Raw genomic sequence first — 21,243 nt, 5'->3', positions numbered from 1 at the left:
ATTTATTTGGCGTAAAGATCTACTACAACAAGTTTTAATTCAGCGACATTGCTACATAAAACTTCGCTACATTCAAACCACAAAAGCCGTAAATCTCCAGGGTTATTGGAGACTTGCGGCTTTTGTGGTTTGTTTAGATTGCCCCAAAGCCATTTGAAAGCTTTGGGGCCAGTTTCCCTATTTTGAACTCGGAGCTTGTTTTTAATGCCTTGAGTGAAGATTAGGTGGACTTTATTCCATTTTCGTCTGTTACTAGTAAATTCGCTAGCTCTGTTTCCATCAACGCTTTAACGGTTTCTGAATTTTCTTCAAAAGGAAGTTCCAGCGAGATTTGCAATACATTTTCCACATGCTGAACAGTAAAGAAAATGATTGAATCCCGATAAATGTCCCTCTCTTCTGGCTCGATATTTTTAAACAGCTGATATTTATCTGACGCTTCGCCAAGGTAATTGAAGACAATAGGTAGCTTATTCAGGCTATGCTTCAGATACCTATTAGACTGCGGATACAACGAAGCCATTTCATCATTGTATATGAGATTTAGAAAATTCAGGTTACGCGATACGGCCAACTGCATACTGTTTCTGATCTCATGCCCATGTTCATCCGCATCTGTAAGCAGTACAGGGATTTGGTCTATAAATTCACCTATAATATCAAAATACTGCTTGTCCTCGTATGCCCGTCCATAATTGGTGAGAAGAATAGGAATCTCGTCCACTTGCAAATATCTGCGAAAAAAGCGGTTAGCTAGGCGTATAGCCAAGTCCCACATGTGTCCGATTGCGTCAGAATCATTCAAATCTGCAAGTTCTACTGTCACATCTGTGCCCGTTGTATGGTTGCGCTCATCAATTGCGAGGACTACAGCATCCGAAGCAGCAGCAAATGCGGACAAGCGAAATTTGTCAACAATCTCTTGATCGCCCATGCCCTGAGGTCCTTTCCGGACCTGACTCACATAATCACGGTAGCTTCCTGCTAGTTGCCCTTTTACATTGCTCATATCTTCATATGCACGGTACAACTCACTCTTAACGACCTCTCCGCTCATGCCATCATAGATGAGATGTGAACAAGGGAGCAGCAGCAAATGATCCCTTAAATTGAGGCGGACAAGCGCAATACGATATAATAAGTTTCCGGTTGTTTCATAAGGGTTCATAAAGAATGCAGGCAATATATGTGAGAGTATACGATTTTGCATCTCTGCACCGTAGTTCGATAAATCTATCATTGGAATGTCCATGCGCTCCTTCATGGACAACATTTCCCATTCCCATCCGACATCCGTTTGGACCAACACACTTCTAAAGAGTTCATGGCGCTCTATCAGGCGTTGCATGATTGCAGATAACCGTTCTACATCCAGCAGGTAACTATCAAAAGGAATGACACCTCCTGAGGATTGCGGATGCTCCAAATGATAATGTTGAGCGGGAGCAAGCGCATAGCGTTGTAAAGGCTCTCCTGCCAGCATCGTGCTGTTCCATTGGTCATTCATCCGCAGCAGATATTCCAGCCATTCCTCAGCATGCCGCTTTGCAGCCTCATCGTCTACCATCGTATCTGTGTACAGCTTTTCACAGTCAGGTACTTGAGCACCTGCTTCAAAAGGAAGCAAATGATGTGGATGAAGGTCAGGATGAAGGCGTGACAAAATGACTTTCTTCAGGGCCTCTGCTTGTATAGAATCGAAAGGATCTATGTGCAAAGTTAATTGATCTCGCCCTTCAACAGTTGTTGATTGGAAATGAGCATATACGTCATAAGCCTTTTCGATGATGTCGATTGCCTCGGCAATATCACGTATTAACATACCCGGCATCGAAGTGTCTGCTCGCATATACTCTGACATTTGGCGAATAGTCTGATATTGAAACACCTGATTAATCCCTATTTCAATGCCAACAGCCTCAGCCTGTGAAACCAATTGAATGGCTTTTAGGGAGTGTCCGCCTAAATCAAAATAGTTATCATCAATGCCAACAATACTGACACCCAGATTCTGTTTCCAAATATCTACCATATGCCGTTCCATGTCGTTTCGCGGGGCTGCATATTCAACACCTGTTTGAATGTCTCCTTCCGGCACAGGAAGCAATTTACGATCAATTTTTCCGTTAGTGGTCAACGGCATCTTCTCCAATTGAACAAAATAGCTTGGCAGCATGTACATCGGAAGATTGGGAACTAACGCTGCTTTAAGTTCCTGAATGGTCAGATCCCTATCAGCCACAAAATAAGCACATAAATCTTTTTGTCCTGATTCATTCTCACGAGCAATAACCACCGCTTTACGGATCGCAGGCAGGTTCATTAATTGCGCTTCCACTTCTCCAAGTTCAATTCGGTAACCCCGAATTTTCACCTGATGATCCATCCTGCCTAAATATTCAATATTTCCATCTGCCATCCATCGCGCCAAATCTCCTGTGCGGTACATACGTTTTCCTGGTTTGAAGGGGTCAGCTATAAATTTCTCATCTGTCAGCTCACGATTTCCCATATAACCTCGCCCTACTCCATCCCCACCGATGTAGATTTCACCTGCAATTCCTATCGGAACCAACTTCCGATTCATATCCATAATATATACGTGCTGGTTAGCCATTGGCTTGCCAATCGGCACCGTATGTGTCCAAGCTGTCATCGTCTCCCCGTCAATGTCGTACGCAGTTGTGTCTACGCAGCACTCGGTAGGACCATAAACATTAGTTATTTGCGGACGATATCCGGGCCGGGTGCTCAAAAATGTTTTAACGAGATGACCGGGCAGCGCCTCTGCTCCAAAAATAAAATGCTGTACATTCAGATCTGCAACGGAGTCTTGCATTTCCGTCAGCATATGCATGTGTGCCGGTGTACCATCAGTAAAATCAATCCGTTGGGATCTGAAATAGTCAGCCAAACGATGACCATTGGTGCTAATCTCTCTCGGCACCACGTGAAGCGCATGCCCAAGAAGCAGACATGGGAAAATTTGTTTCACTGATGCATCAAATACATACGGCGATAGCCATGCCATCCGCATTGGCGATTTGTATTTCTTATATACTTGTTGTCTAAATGCGGTTGTCATATTAACGACATTAGAGTGTTGAATCATCACTCCTTTGGGTTTGCCCGTTGTACCTGAGGTATACATCACATAAGCCAAATGGCCAGGGTCACATATTTCAGCCAAGTTGGAACAGTCTTCTGCGGATAGCCTATGACTATCAGGTGAAATGACCAGCACATCCGACGGTACCTTCGCGGCCATTTCTGGCTTGGCAACCATAAGCCTAATATGGCTGTCTTGTAACATATAGAGCATACGTTCCTGCGGAAACTCAGGGTCGATAGGTACATATCCCCCACCAGCTTTTAAAATACCAAAAATCCCTACAATCATTTCGATAGAGCGCTCCATAATCATTCCGACCAATTGATCCGCCTGGACTCCTTCTGCTCTTAGCACGCGAGCCAGTTGGTTTGCACGCACATTTAGTTCGTTATATGTGATCTGGCTATCTCCAAAAACTACAGCTACTTGATCTGGAGTCTTCTCTACCTGTTCTTCGAATAATTGATGAATGGTTTTTTCACTTGGGTATTTCACCGCGGTATTTCCCCAGACGTCCAATATCATTTCGATTTCCTGCGGCGTAATGATCTCAATTTCAGAAAGCTTTGTCTGTGGTTCATCTACAACAGCTTTAATCAACTGGATGAAGTGATCGGCCATTCGTTTAATCGTGCTTCTCTTGTACAGGCTATCGGCATATGTGAAGCTGAAAACCAAACCTTCAGAGCTTTCCATCGCCGTAAGTGTTAAATCGAATTTTGCCATATTCTGTTCGCCTGGGCACAGAGTAACCTGTAAGTCTTGGAATTCCGTCGTACCAGAGTCCATGTTATCTAGCTCAAAAAGAGTATCGAACAACGGATTTCGGCTCAGGTCCCTCTGTACATTCAGCTTCTCCACCAGCAATTCAAACGGATAATCCTGATGCTCAAAGGCGTCAAGCACCTGGTCCTTTACTTCCTGAACATATTCATAAAATGACTTGTCCCCTTCAGGAAAGCTCCGCAATGCAAGCGTGTTGACAAACATACCGATGACCGGCTGCAAATCATGATGCTGTCTACCTGCAATAGGTGTTCCAACAACAATATCCTCCTGACCGCTGTACTTGAACAATAGGGTCTTGTAGGCCGCCAGTAATACCATAAATAAGGTAGCTCCCGCCTGCAAACTGATTTCTTTCAAACGGTCCACGTCCTGAGGTGAAATGGCAAAGGAAACAGTGCTGCCCGAAGTGCTACGTGTTGCAGGTCTTTCAAAGTCGACCGGGATACCCAAAATCGGAATGTCGCCGCTCATTTGCTTGAGCCAGTATCCTTCTTGTTTTTCCATCCATGAGCTACCAATATCTCCTTGCTGCCATACCGCATAATCCTTGTATTGAATTCGCAAGGCGGGTAACGTTTTTTCTTCATACAGTGCGGGCAGCTCGTTCAGCAATATACTCATGGATACACCATCTGAAATCACATGATGCATGTCAAACATAAACCAATGACGCTGCGGAGATTCTTGCAACAGAGCAGCTCGAAGTAACGGTGCCTTCCCAAGATCAAAAGGTCTGATAAATTGTCTCATCAATGCTCTTGCTTCGTTCTCGCCGTGTCCCTGCACAACCTCCAAAGTGAAGTCGACATGGTCGTGAATCCGTTGTACCAGTTTATCATCTACGAATTCAAAAGAGGTTCGCAATGTATCATGACGCTGAATTAATTGCTTAAGCGCTCTTTCTAATCTTAAAAAATTCAGTTCCCCTTCCATCAAAAGCATGGCAGACATATTGTAATTATTCATGCTGCTCAAAACGTACAGTCTATTTTGAGTTATAGATGCTGGATAACTGTCTCTCAATTCGGCAATAGGAATCGCTGCAAATGGATTGGGAGACAATTCATGAATAGCCTGCGCCATTTGCTCAATTGTTGGAAAGTCAAATACATAACGCAACGGTAGCTCAATATTCAGTTCTTTGTGGATTTTTGCGGACAACGCAGTCGCACGAAGTGAATGTCCGCCAATGGCAAAGAAATTATGATGAATTCCAACGGACGGAACGTCGAGTACCTCTCTCCAGATTTGCGCTAACTTCACCTCCATGGCAGTGCGCGGCGCTGCATATTCTGCAGTCAAATCAGCATGTTCCTCGAATGCCGGCAGTGCCTTACGATCAATTTTTCCGTTCGGTGTCAGCGGCATGTTCTGCAGCTGTATAAAATACGACGGTATCATATAGTTCGGCAATTTTTCATTCAGCAAATTCAACATCGTACTGCCGCTGATTTCTTTTTCAGCTACGTAGTAAGCAGCCAAATGATAGTCTCCCTGCTGATCTGCACGAGCCATGACAATAGATTCTTTAACACCGTCCACCTTGATAATTTGCGCTTCAATCTCACCGAGCTCAATCCGATACCCGCGGATTTTGACCTGATGGTCAATCCTACCCAAATATTCAATGTTCCCATCTGGCAACCATCGTGCCAAGTCACCTGTACGGTACATTCGCTCATAGCCAACTTCCTCTGCTGCAAACAGATTGGCTACGAATTTTTCTTTTGTCAGCTCTGGACGGTGTAGATAGCCGCGTGCCAGCCCCGGACCGGATACACACAGCTCACCAGGGACTCCTGCAGGTGAAAGATTTCCGTGTATATCCACCATATACACGCGGTGATTAGATACAGGCCGCCCGATGGATATGATTCCACCTAACTCAGAATTTTCTTCCGATACCGGCCAAAGAGACGTTGCAACGGAATTTTCGGTAGGACCATACGCATTGTAATAACCCACCCGGTCCTTCCATTTGGACACCAGTTCTGCGGTAGAGGCCGATCCTGCTGTAAGCAGAACACGCAAATCAGGCATGCGATCCGGGTTCAGGTATACAGCATAGTTTGGCGGCAGCGTTGCAATTGTAATTTTGCAGGCAGCCATGTACTGCTCGAAACGTTCATAATTCAAAATAGTCTCGGAGGAAGGTATATACAATGTCGCTCCGCATAGTAAAGACTGGATTATTTCCGAGCATGACGTATCAAACGAATAACTGGCAAACATGACAACCCGATCGGACAAGCCAATACTCAACTTTTGCTCGAAGTAGGTTTTAAGATTACTAATACCGTGATGCTCAAGCATCACTCCCTTAGGTTGACCCGTCGTCCCGGACGTATAGATGACATATGCTAGATCGTTTGGACCCGATACAGCCTCCAGATTCGAACCGTTTTGATGATATACGGACAGCATTTCCCCGCGTACATCCGCTTTTTTTGTATCGGAAGCGACTCCGTTCTGTTCACTGTCAAGCACCAACACCTTGCCTCCAAACAGCACCTTTTCCGTCAGGTGCTGTTGCGTTAACAACAGTTCGGTACCTGAGTCGTCTAACATGTAGCGGATGCGTTCCTCCGGATAGGTTGGGTCTATCGGGATATATGCTCCCCCTGCCTTCAAAATTGCCAATATGCCCACAATCATATCTACGGAACGCTCTGTCATCAGACTAACCAGACTATCGGCTTTCACTCCATAGCTTCGTAAAGTACGGGCCAACCGGTTAGCGCGCTCGTTCAATTCATGGTAGGTCAATTGTTGACCTTCAAAATATACCGCTGTCTGATTCGAAGCCTGCAAAACCTGTTCCTCGAACAGTCCGTGAATTGTTTGTTCACGCGGATACTCTGCCGTGGTATTTCCCCACACCTGGATGATGTGCTCCCGCTCCGGCTTAGTCAACAGATCCATTTTCTCAATTAAACTATCCGGATTCGCTATAATTTGATCCAGCAACTGTAGTAGATGTCCTTGAATCTGCGACACACTCTGATGATCATATACCTGGGCATTGTAGGCAAAATCAATTCGTAGCGTATCTCCCTGAAGTACTACGATGCTTAAATCGTAGCTTTCTTGCTCAGTATTGGCCTCTTCCAAAGTAGTCTCAAACACCATTCTATGGCCAAAGAGTGCCAGTTGTTGCACTTTCGTTGTAACCATTTCAGACATTGGTAAATGTTCATATAACACAGATTCATCGGTTTGCTGCTGCACTTTTCTCATCAAGCCGATAAAGTTCGCTCCTGCTTCGGTTCGAATGCGAACTGGTAAGGTGTGGTTGCCCAGCCCAGTTGCCAATATATCTGTCAAAGGACTCGATATGGAGCAAGCGAACACCACATCTTCTGTACCGTTATACTTTTGCAATAAAATTCCCCAGGCTGTCTGCAGCAGTGTATTTATCGTCACCTGCTCATTCAGTGCAATTCGCTGCAGTGCCACCGTTCGTTCAACATCCAAATTAATCTCTAGATGCTCTGTCTGATATGGACTGCGCCCCATCAGATTGGCATATGGCAATTGAGGTGCTTCTTCATAGCCTTCCAGCAGAGTACTCCAGTAGCGAGAAGTCTTTAGGGTATCCCTATGTTTTTTTAGAATCCCTTTGTCTTCTTCCGAAATCAGTGTCATTTCGCCCAGTTTTGTATTCGGATCGGCTACAACAGTTTTGACCAACTGTACAAAATGCCTTGCCATGCTTTCTATCGTTTCCCGTTCAAACAAAGATGTAGCGTACAGAAATTGGAGCTGGATAGATGCTTCCTCCTCACTGACCTCAAGCGTCAGGTCGAATTTCGCAGAGACCTGCTCTATGCCAAAAGAGCGGAAGAACAACTTGTCCAACTTCACTTCCTTTTTCTCCACATTCTGCAATACAAACATCGTGTCGAACAACGGATTACGGCTCATATCTCGTTTCAGGTCGAGCTTTTCCACCAGTTCCTCAAACGGATAATCCTGATGCGCATATGCTTGCAGTGCACATGTCTTGGCGTCCTCAATGCAGTTATAAAACGTCTGTTCAGCGTGAGGATGATTACGTAATGCAAGCGTGCCGACAAACATACCGAGCATAGGCTCCAGGTCAGCATGCGGTCTACCTGCAATCGGAGTACCGACAATGATGTCTTCCTGCCCTGTGTAATAATGCAACAATGCTGTGTATGCAGCCATAAGTACCATGTACAGCGTAGAATCCGTGTGCACCGCCAGTTCTTTTAAAGACTGGGTCAATTCCCGTCCCATTTCAAATTCAACAGCGTCACCTTTCGTACATCGTGTTGCCGGACGCTCAAAATCAGTTGGCAAATCCAGTTGAGGCAAATCACCACTAAATCTATTCAGCCAGTACTCTCCCTCACTCTTTATTCGCTCCTGCTGAGTTTTGCTATGCTGCCATACAGCATAGTCCGTATATTGAATACGCAGCGGAGATAATACTTCACCGCTATATAAGCGGGCAAAATCACCAGCTAATATTTCAATGGATACCCCGTCTGAAACGATGTGGTGCATATCAAGCATCAATAAATGCTGCGGCTCCTGTCCTTCTTCGTCCAATCCCCATTTGACCAGCTTTACACGTAGCAACGGAGCGATCCTCAAGTCAAATGGGCGGACAAAGGAACGGGCATGTTCTTCTGCTAAATTTTCAAGCATAATTTCGTTGGATTCTGTCCGCAATTCTGATATTGTGGCATATTCCAACTCAAAGTGAATCGTATCGTGGACCCGTTGCATCGGCACACCATTTACCAGTTCAAAGCTTGTCCGTAGGGCCGCATGACGTGAAATTAATTGATGGAATACCTCTTCCACCTGTTTCATATCTATCGGACCGATTACTCTCAGTGCTGATGTGGTGTTATAGCTTATTCCTTCCGGATCCAGCTGGTGAAGCACATACATCCGTGTCTGTGCGAAAGAAAGCGGGTAAGTGTCGCGTTTTTCCGCCACCGGAATGGATGCATATGTGATTTGATCCTGTTCTTCAAGCAAGGCCGCCAATTGCTCGATCGTCGGTGCCTCAAATATGTTTTGCAAATCCATCGGTTTGTTTAAATCTTTGCGAACTCTAGAAGTCAGTGTCGTCGCCCGCAGCGAATGACCACCAATTTCAAAGAAATTTTCATTGATGCCTACTTGCGGTAGACCCAGTACATCCTGCCAGATGTCTACCAATTTTATTTCCATCCACGTTCGCGGGGCAACATGGTCGGCCAAACGACCTTCTGGTATCGGCAGTGCCTTTCGATCAATTTTACCGTTTGGCGTAAGAGGTACGTTCTGCAATTGAATGAAGTGTGAAGGGACCATATAATTCGGGAGTTCTTCATTTAGCATCTTGCGAAGCTCGCTCCCCGTCACTTCCCGTTCCGCCACGTAGTAGGCAACCAGTTCGTGTTGGTTTTGGCTATTTGCATGTGCCAGTACGATGACCTCTTGCATGCGATCTGCCTTCAGCATAGCCGCCTCAACTTCGCCCAGTTCAATCCGGTAACCGCGAATTTTGACCTGATGATCAATCCGACCTAGGTACTCAATGTTGCCGTCAGGCATCCATCTTGCTAGGTCGCCTGTCCGATACATGCGTTCATAGCCCGCTTCCCCATCTGCAAACGGATTAGCCACAAATTGTTCAGCCGTTAATTCCGGGCGGTGCAGGTAACCGCGTGCCAATCCTGGACCGGATACACACAGTTCACCGGGGATTCCTGCTGGTGCAAGCTGCCCATGTGCATCGACCATATACACGCGGTGATTCGGTACAGGGCGTCCGATTGATATAGCCCCCCCTGCTTCCGGACCTCTCGGTACAGGCCAGACAGACGTTGCTATGGAATTTTCCGTTGGACCGTAGGCGTTAACATAGGTCACACCGTCTCTCCATTTAGTAACCAGCTCAGTGCTGGTCGCCGATCCGGCCGTGAACAGGATGCGTAGTTCCGGCATTCGTTCTGGGCTCAAATATATGGCATAGGTTGGGGGCAACGTTGCAATTGTAATGTGATGATCCGCCATATACTGCTCAAACTTGTCATAGCTGAGAATGGTCTCTGATGTCGGGATACATAAAGTGGCCCCGTTGAAGAGCGCCTGAAGCATTTCCCAGCATGCCGCATCAAAGGAAAAGCTGGCAAACGATACAACACGGTCGGAACTGCTGATTCGCAATGTCTCCCTGAAATACGTATGCAGATTGCAGAGTCCACGATGCTCGAGCATGACTCCCTTAGGCTGGCCTGTCGTTCCAGACGTATAGATTACATACGCTAGGTTATGAGGACCGGATGTGGCTTCCAAATTCGAACCATCCCTGTGATATGCGGATATAGCTTTTCCTTTTGCCTTAGCCGTACTTGCATCCGCACTGCCTTCGCCCATTTCTGCATCCAACAGCAGTACCTTGTCCCTAAATTCCACTTTTTCAACCAAATGCTGCTGCGTTAACAGCAGTTCCGTACCTGAATCGTCCAGCATATAATGGATGCGGTTCTCCGGATAAGTCGGATCGATCGGAATGTAGGCGCCCCCTGCCTTCAAAATACCCAAGATGCCGACAATCATGTCAATCGATCGCTCTGTCATCAGGCCGACTAGGCCGTCTGCCATCACACCGTTACTGCGTAAAGTACGCGCCAGACGGTTCGCTCGCTCATTTAATTCACGGTAGGTCACTTGCGCTCCTTCAAAATATACAGCTACCTGCTCCGGTGTCCGCAAGACCTGCTCCTCAAACAACCCGTGAATCGTCTGCTCACGTGGATATGCTGCTGTCGTATCACACCAAGCATCCAGCATTTGCTCGCGTTCCTGCGCGGTTAATATATCCAGCTCGCAAATCCGGCCAGCTGGATTGATCTTGATTTTCTCCAGTAGTTGCAGCAAATGCCCCTGAATCTGCTCTACCCTTTCATAGTCATATACCTGGGCATTGTAACCAAAATGAACTCGAAGCGTCTCTCCCGGTAACACCACGATGTTAAAATCGTAATTCGTCTGCTCAACCGCTCCTGCTCCGGTTATTTTAAAATCAGCTTCCTCCCTTTCACCTAATTGCTCAATTTGTTCATCCACCGGATAGTTCTCAAATACCATAATATGATTAATCAGTTCCACTTTTTGCTCTGCCTGTGCCTGAATCTCATAGAGTGGGAACGTTTCGTATGATCCCGAAGCAAGCGCCTGTCGCTGAGTTTGCTTCATCAGCTCTGTAAATGCAGTTGCTTGTCCGCCTTGAATACGGACGGGGACCGTGTTAATGAATAGTCCTATCATCTGCTCTACTCCGGCAATGTCCGCTGGACGTCCAGATACCACGCTCCCGAAAACGACATCCTCTGTGCGATTATACTTTTGCAACAAAACACCCCAGGCCGTTTGCATCAGCGTATTTATCGTTACCTGTTCTTGCTTTGCCAATTGCAGTAGGGCCGTTGTCAGGTCTATACCCAAATCAAATTCGAGATATTCGGCCTCATATCCCTGGGTCTTCCCTGTTTTGGCCTGCGGCAAAACCGCCGTCTCCTCATAGCCTCGCAGGTAACCGCTCCAATACTCCGCTGCTTCCTGACGGTTCTGTCCCTCCAGCCATTCGATGTATCGGCTGTATGGTGTTACCACAGGCAATTGCGGTTGCTTCCCTTCTGCTAGGGCGGTATATCCTCCAAAGACTTCGTTGGTAACCAGCGACAAACACCAGCCATCCATTATGATGTGGTGGAAGCTCCATACAAAATAGTATGAATCATCTGATGTACGCAAGATAGATACACGCATCAGTGCATCCTTTGCCAGATCAAAGCCCCTCTGCTGATCTCGACGCGTGAACTCCTCGATATACTGCTCTTGCGCCGACTTCTCCTTCTCACGTATATCCTCTACGTACAGTTCTCCGCGTTTATTCCGGTACACCACTTGCAGCGGCTGGTCCTGCAAATCGCTCCGGAAGTTGGTCCGCAGAGCTGAATGACGCTGTACCAATAAGTCCAGACTGGCGGCGAATGCAGCGAGATCCAGCGTTCCCTTCAGTTCAAAGGTGGATTGCTCCACATAGGCGATCGACTGGGAATCCAGCATGTTGTGAAACAGCATGCCTTTTTGCATCGGCGTCATGGGGTACATATTCTCAAGCTCTCCGTCAGGCTGAATCTGCTCCACCATCCGGTTCAGTTCTTCAAGGCTTAAGTCCGAAAGCAGCACATCACTTGGCGTCAATTCGGAGTGCTCCCGAGATGCACAATGCTGAATCACTTCCAGCACGTTCTGCTTGAATTGCTCTGCTAGTAGCTCAGCAGCATTTTGTTGGAGTGCCTTAATGTTGTATTGAATACTTAGTTCCAGCATGCCACCTGTAACGAGTCCTCCCACGTCCATAACACAGGACATTTGGGTCAATTCATGAGTATTAGCTCCGCTGGAATATGGAGAAAAATGCATGCCGCTATGCTGCAGTGTCTGATCAAATTCGCCCAAATAATTAAAGCTGATCTGTGGCTCAGCGTATGTTGCCCCGGACGGTCCATTCTGGCTGAGATATCTCCAGATGCCATACCCAATTCCTTTATGTGGAATGCTGCGCAGCATCTCCTTCATCCGTTTGATGTGCCCGGAGATATCATCTTCCCGGTTAATCCGCAGCAGTACCGGGTATTGACTCGTAAACCAGCCAATCGTCCGTGATATATCCGTATCCTTTATGATTTCTTCCCGGCCATGGCCTTCGAGAAGAATCGCAACCTTTTCACTACCAGTCCAAGCGCTTAACGTCTTGCCGAGTGCCGTCAACAACAGATCATTCACTTCTGTGTTGTACGCGCGGTGGGCTTGCTTTAGTAGTTGATCAGTCTCTTCCTTCGTAAGCCTCACATTTACGATACCCATGTCTTGCTGCATAAACTTATCGCTATGCTCTTGGGACACCGGAAGTTGGGGCGACTCGGATGCCGCCAGTTCATTCAATTGCTCCCAGTATACGTGCTCACTTTCCATCTCAGGGCTGTCGGCATAGGCTGACAGCCGCTCCGACCAAACCCGGAAGGAGTCCGTTTTCGTCGGGAGCTGTATGGCTTCTCCACGTACAGCCTGTTCATAGGCATTCGACAAATCCTCCAACAGTATCCGCCACGATACGCCGTCTACCACCATATGATGAATAGCCAGTAGCAGATGGTCCCCATCAGCGCAGTGGAACAGGCCCACTTTCAACAGAGGCCCTTCATCCAGTCGGATGTTACTCTGAATAGTGCTGGCCCGGGCTTCTATAGCTTGACCCAATGTGGGACCGATCGGCACGTCTTTGAAATCGGCCACTTCCAGATCATACAGCTTTCCTTCCTTCACTCCGCGGTTCCACGCTTCCCAGCCTTGCTCCGTCTTGTGGAACACCATCCGCAACGCATCATGGTGCACCACCAACTGCGTCAGTGCCTGGCGTAGCGGCTCTTCCTCGAATCCCCGCTCCCGGTGAATCATAACCGCCTGATTAAAGTGGTCCGGCACAGGCTGCTCTTGTTCCACAAACCACTGCTGAATCGGTGTCAGCAGCACAGCTCCGCTGACCTCTTCCTGATCAGCTAATTGAGTATCCGACACACGCAGGTGCGTAGCTAGCTCGGCAACCTCAGGGTACTTAAACAAGTCTTTGATATCCAGCTTGTATCCTGCCTGCAGCAAGCGTGAGGACACCTGAATCGCCTTGATCGAATCCCCGCCCCGATCAAAAAATTGATCCGTCAATCCGACCGGACCGCCGCCCAGTACAGCCTCCCACACACGAGCCAGAACCTGCTCCTCTGCCGTCCGTGGAGCACTATATTCCTGTGTAGAACGGGAAATCTGCTCCGGTGCCGGCAATGCCTTACGGTCGATTTTGCCGTTAGGTGTGAGTGGCATTTGCTCCATCTGAACAAAGTGCGAAGGAACCATATAATTCGGGAGTTCTTCACTCAGCTGCTTGCGAAGCTCGCTCCCTGTCACTTCCCGTTCCGCCACGTAGTAGGCAACCAGTTCGTGTTGGTTTTGGTTTGTCGCATGGGCCAGTACGCTGACCTCCTGGATACGATCTATTTTCAGCATGGCCGACTCGACCTCGCCCAGCTCAATTCGGTAGCCGCGAATTTTAACTTGTTGATCCATCCGTCCAGCGTATTCCAATGTACCGTCTTCACGCCAGCGAACAAGGTCTCCCGTGCAGTATAGGCGATCTCCGTCTACCCACGGATTGGCAAGAAATCTCTCAGCCGTCAATTCAGGACGGTTCAAGTAACCGCGTGCGACTCCGTCTCCGCCAACAACCAGCTCACCCCATGCTCCAATCGGCTGCAGGTTAAACGCCGAATCGACCACATACGCCGTCGAATTGCGGATAGGACGCCCGATCGGCACAGAATCAAGCTGTTCTTCCTTAATATGATAAGCCGTCGAAAAAGTAGTATTTTCCGTTGGTCCATAGCCGTTAATGATATTCATGTCCGGATTATCCCGTAACACCCGGTTAATATGCGGCGCAGACAGCACGTCGCCTCCGACCAGCAAATACTTTACATCTCCAAACAATTTACTGTCCTGCTGCGAAAGCTGATTAAATAGCGGTGTAGTCAGCCACATCATGGTGATGCAATGATCCCGTATGGTCTCCTTGAGCTTAGCTGCGTCCAAAAGATCATCCTTATGCACGAGTACAAGCTGACCTCCGTTCAGTAGCGCCCCCCAAATTTCAAACGTAGACACATCAAATACAAATGCGCAAGTCTGCAACATTCGGATCGATTCATCGAACGGCACATAATCCGTATTACGTACCAATCGCACGACACTGTGATGCTCAACAACGACGCCCTTAGGCTTGCCTGTTGATCCCGAGGTATAGATGACATAAGCAGCATGTTCGCCCGCTCCATCTATCCCCAAATTGGAAGCATCCGAACTGTAGAACGTATCCTCATTCAGATTGACAATCTGTCCATCAAAATAGCAACGATCCAGAAAATCTTGTTGAGTCAGCAGCAGTTTGGCTCCCGAATCCTCCAGCATATAACGGATACGGTCCTCCGGATATTGAGGGTCTACCGGCACATACGCTCCGCCAGCCTTCAAAATAGCGAGTGTTCCCGTAATCATATCCAGCGAGCGCTCCGTTAGAATGCCGACAGGCTCATCGGCCTTCACTCCGGCAGCCCGTAGCGTATGCCCTAATCGGTTAGCCTTCTCATTCAGTTCCCGATAGGTTAGAGATTGATGCCCCAAAGCTACAGCAATATGATCAGGCGTACGCGCAGCCTGCTCCTCAAACAGCTTTTGGATCGTCTGATTGCGAGGATATACAGAAGCCGTGTCGTTAAACTCGCCTGTAATCTGTTGTCTTTCCGCTATTGTCACCATTTCCAGTTCTTCAACGCGAATATACGGGTTGAATGAAATTTGCTCCAGCAGACGGGCAAAATGTCCATACAGACGCTCAATCCCGTTTTGATCAAAGCTCAATGCGTTATACATAAAACGAATCTTGATGCCTTCTCCCGGCATCACGACAACATTCAAATCGTAGTTGGTTTGTTCTGTGACCACCACGTTCGAAATCGTGAATGGTTCCTGCCCATCACTTCCCAGCTGTTCTACCTGCTGTTCCACCGGATAATTTTCGAATACCATAATGTGCTTGATTAAATCCTGCTTCTGCTCGGTCAGTGCCTGAATTTCATATAGCGGGAAAGTGTCATAGGCATTGGCAGAAAGCGCCTGCCTCTGAGTTTGCTTCATTAACTCAGCAAATGCAGCTGCCGGTCGACCTTGAATACGGACTGGGATGGTATTAATGAAAAGTCCGATCATTTGCTCTACTCCCGCAATGTCCGCTGGACGTCCTGATACCACACTACCGAAAACGACATCCTCTGTGCGGTTATATTTTTGCAGTAAAACACCCCAGGCTGTTTGCATCAGCGTATTTATCGTCACCTGTTCTTGCTTTGCCAGCTTCTGAAGTTCCGCCGTCAGGTCTATACCTAAATCAAATTCCAGATATTCAGCCTCATATCCCTTCGCCTTCCCTGTTTTGGCCTGAGGCAAGACCGTCGTCTCCTCATGGCCCTGCAGATAACTACTCCAATACTCCACTGCTTCCTTACGGTTCTGCTCCTCCAGCCATTCGATGTATCGACTGTATGGTGTTACCACAGGCAATTGTGGTGGCTTTCCTTCTGTAAGGGTGGTATATCCTCCAAATACCTCATTGGTGACCAGTGACAAGCACCAGCCGTCCATTATGATGTGGTGGAAGCTCCATACAAAATGGTATGAATCGTCTGATGTACGGAAGATGGATACTCTCATCAGCGTATCCTTTGCCAGATCAAACCCCTTCTGCTGATCCCGACGCGCGAACTCCTCGATATACTGCTCCTGCGCCGCCTTCTCCTTCTCACGTATATCCTCCACGTACAAATCTCCACGTTTACTCCGGTATACCACTTGCAAGGGCTCATCCTGCAAATCGCTCCGGAAGTTAGTCCGCAGTGTTGAATGACGCTGCACCAGCAAGTCCAGACTGGCAGCAAACGCTACGAGATCCAGCGTTCCCTTCAGTTCAAAGGTGGACTGCTCCACATACGCGCTGGACCGGGAATCCAGCATATTGTGGAACAGCATGCCTTTTTGCATCGGCGTCATGGGGTATATATTCTCAAGCTCTCCGTCAGGCTGAATCTGTTCCACCATCCGGTCCAATGCTTCCAGACTTAGACCCGGAAGCAGCACATCACTCGGCGTCAATTCAGAACGCTCCCGTGATACACAGTGGCGAATCACTTCCAACACGTTCTGCTTGAGCTCCCTGGCTAGTTTTACTACATTATCTTCCTGTAATACTTTTGTGTTATAACGAATATCCAGTTCAAGCATTCCGTCTGTTACAATGCCCCCCACATCCAGGGAACACGGCATACGGGTCTGTTCGTTAACATCTGCTCCACTGGAGTACGGTGACATGCGCGTTTCGCTGTGCTGTAGCGTTTGATCAAATTCGCCCAAATAATTAAAGCTGATCTGTGGCTCGGCGTATGTTGCCTCGGACGGTCCGTTCTGGCTGAGATATCTCCAGATGCCGTATCCAATCCCTTTATGTGGAATGCTGCGCAGCATCTCCTTCATCCGTTTGATGTGCCCGGAGATATCATCTTCCCGGTTAATCCGCAGCAGCACTGGGTATTGACTTGTAAACCAGCCGACCGTTCGTGATATATCCGTATCCTTCATGATTTCTTCCCGGCCATGGCCTTCCAGAAGAATTGCAACCTGCTCACTGCCAGACCAAGTGCTTAACGTCTTGCCGAGTGCCGTCAGCAACAGATCATTCACTTCTGTGTTGTACGCGCGATGGGCCTGCTTTAGCAGTTGATCAGTCTCTTCTTTCGTGAATTTCAAGCTCAAAGTAGCCGTGTCATTTATGGTCAATGGTTTTTTAGAATTCAGCAATTCCGTAAGCCTTAAAGACTCGTATGCCGTCAATTCATTCAGTTGCTCCCAGTATGCGTGCTCACTTTCCATCTCAAGGCTGTCGGCATAGGCTGACAACCGTTCCGACCAGACCCGGAAGGAGTCTGTTTTCGTCGTGAACTGTATGGCTTCTCCACGTACAGCCTGCTCATAGGCATTCGACAAATCCTCCAACAGTATCCGCCACGATACACCGTCTACCACCATATGATGAATAGCCAGTAGCAGATGGTCCCCATCAGCGCAGTGGAACAGGCCCACTTTCAGCAGAGGTCCTTCATCCAGTCGGATGTTACTCTGAATAGTGCTGGCCCAGGCTTCTATAGCTTGACCCAATGTGGGACCGATCGGCACGTCTTTAAAATCGGCCACTTCCAGATCATACAGCTTCCCTTCCTTCACTCCGCGGTTCCACGCTTCCCAGCCTTGCTCTACCTTGCGGAACACCATCCGCAACGCATCATGGTGCACCACCAACTGCGTCAGTGCCTGGCGTAGTGGCTCTTCCTCGAATCCCTGCTCCCGGTGAAGCATAACCGCCTGATTAAAGTGGTCCGGCACAGGCTGCTCTTGTTCCACAAACCACTGCTGAATCGGTGTCAGCAGCACAGCTCCACTGACCTCTTCCTGATCAGCTAATTGGCTATCCGACACACGCAGGTGCGTAGCTAGCTCAGCAACCTCAGGGTACTTAAACAAGTCTTTGATATCCAGCTTGTATCCTGCCTGCAGCAAGCGTGAGGACACCTGAATCGCCTTGATCGAATCCCCGCCCCGATCAAAAAATTGATCCGTCAATCCGACCGGACCGCCGCCCAGTACAGCCTCCCACACACGAGCCAGAACCTGCTCCTCTGCCGTCCGTGGAGCACTATATTCCTGCGTAGAACGGGAAATTTGCTCCGGTGCCGGCAATGCCTTACGGTCGATTTTGCCGTTAGGTGTGAGTGGCATTTGCTCCATCTGAACAAAGTGCGAGGGAACCATATAATTCGGGAGTTCTTCACTTAACTGCTTGCGAAGCTCGCTCCCTGTCACTTCCCGTTCTGCCACGTAGTAGGCAACCAATTCGTGTTGGTTTTGGCTGTTAGCATGTGCCAGTACGATGACCTCTTGCATGCGATCTGCCTTCAGCATAGCCGCCTCAACTTCGCCCAGTTCAATCCGGTAACCGCGAATTTTGACTTGATGGTCAATCCGGCCCATGTACTCAATGTTGCCGTCAGGCAACCATCTTGCCAGGTCGCCTGTCCGATACATGCGTTCATAGCCCGCTTCCCCACCTGCAAACGGATTGGTCACAAATTGTTCAGCTGTTAATTCCGGACGGTGCAGGTAACCGCGTGCCAGTCCTGGGCCGGATACACACAACTCCCCTGCTATTCCAGCAGGTAAAAGATGACCAAGAGCATCGATCATGTACACCCGGTGGTTGGGTACGGGACGTCCTATGGAAATGGTATCGATTGCTCCGGGGTGCTCTGACACCGGCCAAATGGACGTTGCTACCGAGTTTTCTGTCGGTCCGTAACCATTAAAATAGGCAACCTGATCCTTCCACTTGGTTACGAGCTCCATCGAGGAAGCGGAACCAGCGGTGAACAGAATACGCAGATCTGGCATTCGTTCTGGATTTAGATAGACGGCATAGGTAGGAGGTAATGCCGCCACCGTAATTTTATGATCCGCCATGTACTGTTCAAACTGGTTGTAGTTCAGTATGATTTCCGAAGTAGGCACGTAAAGTGTCGCGCCACAAAATAGCGCCTGAAATATTTCCCAGCAGGCAGCATCAAATGCGTAGCTCGCAAACAGTAGGGCATGATCTGACGGACTTATCTGCAATGTTTCATCAAAATACGTTTTCAGGTTACACAATCCATGGTGCTCCAGCATTACACCTTTTGGCTGTCCGGTAGTACCTGAAGTATATATGACGTAGGCTAGGTCGTTTGCTCCTGATACGGCCTCCAGATTTGATCCTTTCATGTGATATATAGTTGGATCTTCATCCAATACTAGGACCTTTCCCCCAAAAGCGGCCTCTTTGACCTTTTCCACAAGATGGCTTTGCGTCAAAAGCAGGTCTGCACCGGAATCGTCAAATATATAACGGATACGTTCCTCTGGATATGACGGATCGATGGGTACATATGCCCCTCCTGCTTTAAGAATAGCGAGGATGCCGACCACCATATCTATAGAACGATCAGTCATGAGTCCAACCAGCCGATCGGTTGTTGTGCCGTAACTACGTAGGGTACGAGCTAGTCGGTTGGCACGTTCATTCAGCTCAGCATAAGTCAGACTGGAGTTCTCACAGACAACTGCTGTTGTATTTGGTGTCTTTTCTACTTGTTTTTCAAAACAAAGATGGATGGTATCACTAGAAGGATATGAGATCTGTACTCCGCTAAATTGGGATAAAACCTGACTTTTCTCTTCCGTCGTCAGAAATTCCAAATCGGAAATCAGTAGATCCGGCTGTTGAACAATCTGTTCCAGTCCCCGTTTAAGATGAGCTGCAATTAGCCTAATCCAATTTTCATCGTAAACCAGCCGATTGTAACTAAAAGTAACTTCATACTGTGATCCAGGAACGACAATCACATTAAAATCATAGTTGGTCTGTACAATATCTTCCACGTCGGTAACCTGAAGTGTATCAGGCCCTTTTTCCGCATGAATAAGCTCCTCTGAATAAGGATAGTTCTCAAAAACAACAATATGACGGACTAAATTTTGTTTCAAATCCGTGTGATTCTGAATATCTGCCAAGGAAGAATAAGAGTACTGAGTAGACTCGATGTTGGAGTTTTGTACAGATATCAGCAGATCTGAAAATCTCTGGTCCACATCACTGGTTATGCGTGTTGGTATTGTGTTAATGAACAATCCAACCATATTTTCAATTCCCGGAACTTCATCTGGTCTGCCGGATACTACGGACCCGAACACAACATCCCGGCTGTGGTTGTACATTTGAAGCAATAATCCCCATACCGTCTGAAATACAGTGCTGACTGTCGTGTGGTAGTGTTTAGCTATTCTCTCCATTCCTTGAGTCAGTTCTTTCCCCAGCTTGCATGTGTAACGTTCTGCTTCGAAGATTGGATTCAATGGACGGTTATAACCTGGCAAAATTGTTTCATTTTCAAGCCCATTTAAATACCCTCGCCAATAGGCTGTCGCTTCTTCCTTGTCCTGTTGCTCTAGCCACTGAATAAAACTGCTGTACGGATATACCGTATCCAATTGTGCAGGCACTCCGGACCGAAGGGAAGTATACATAGTAAAAAATTCCTGGGCTACCGTTCCCATACACCAACCATCCATTATAATGTGATGAACACTCCAGACAAGCTTGCAAGAGTCATCATCCCATTGAAACAGGGCAAGTCGAATCGGAACATCTTTTTCCAAGTCAAAACCCGCTTGACGCTCTGTCTTTAAAAAGTCAGTAAAATGCTCCCTTTTCTCAGCTTCAGGAAAAACACTGATATTTTCGAAATGAACAGGCAACGCTTCACGTTCTTCCAGAACAATTTGAAGCGGACGTTCTGTTTCTTTATACATAAAAATGGTACGGAATATATCATATCGATTCATGAGCTGCTGCAAGCTTTGCTGAACCAAATGAACATCTAGCACTTCATTAAAGGTAATAACGGTCTGCTCAAAGTAAGCTTCTGATTTTGCGTCGAGGATGGAATGAAACAACATTCCCTCCTGCATCGGGGATAGCGGATAGATATCTTTAATATTTACCTGTGCCAAATCATTCACCTTTCCTTTATCCATGCAGAATTTGAGTTTCAACTTGCTGATATCCT

Annotated in this window: 1 protein-coding gene; it reads right to left on the bottom strand. The window is 47.6% G+C overall.

What is annotated here, in order from left to right; genetic code table 11:
- Positions 1 to 220 precede the first annotated feature (220 nt).
- Entirely contained in the window at positions 221 to 21,229 is a 21,009-nt protein-coding gene (locus tag KAI37_RS12265; RefSeq protein ID WP_220031369.1) for a non-ribosomal peptide synthase/polyketide synthase, read from the bottom strand.
- Positions 21,230 to 21,243: the final 14 nt, after the last annotated feature.

The organism is Paenibacillus sp. S25 (genome assembly GCF_019454085.1).
GTDB classification, from domain to species: domain Bacteria; phylum Bacillota; class Bacilli; order Paenibacillales; family Paenibacillaceae; genus Paenibacillus; species Paenibacillus polymyxa_B.
This window is presented reverse-complemented; position numbering and strand designations above follow the sequence as displayed.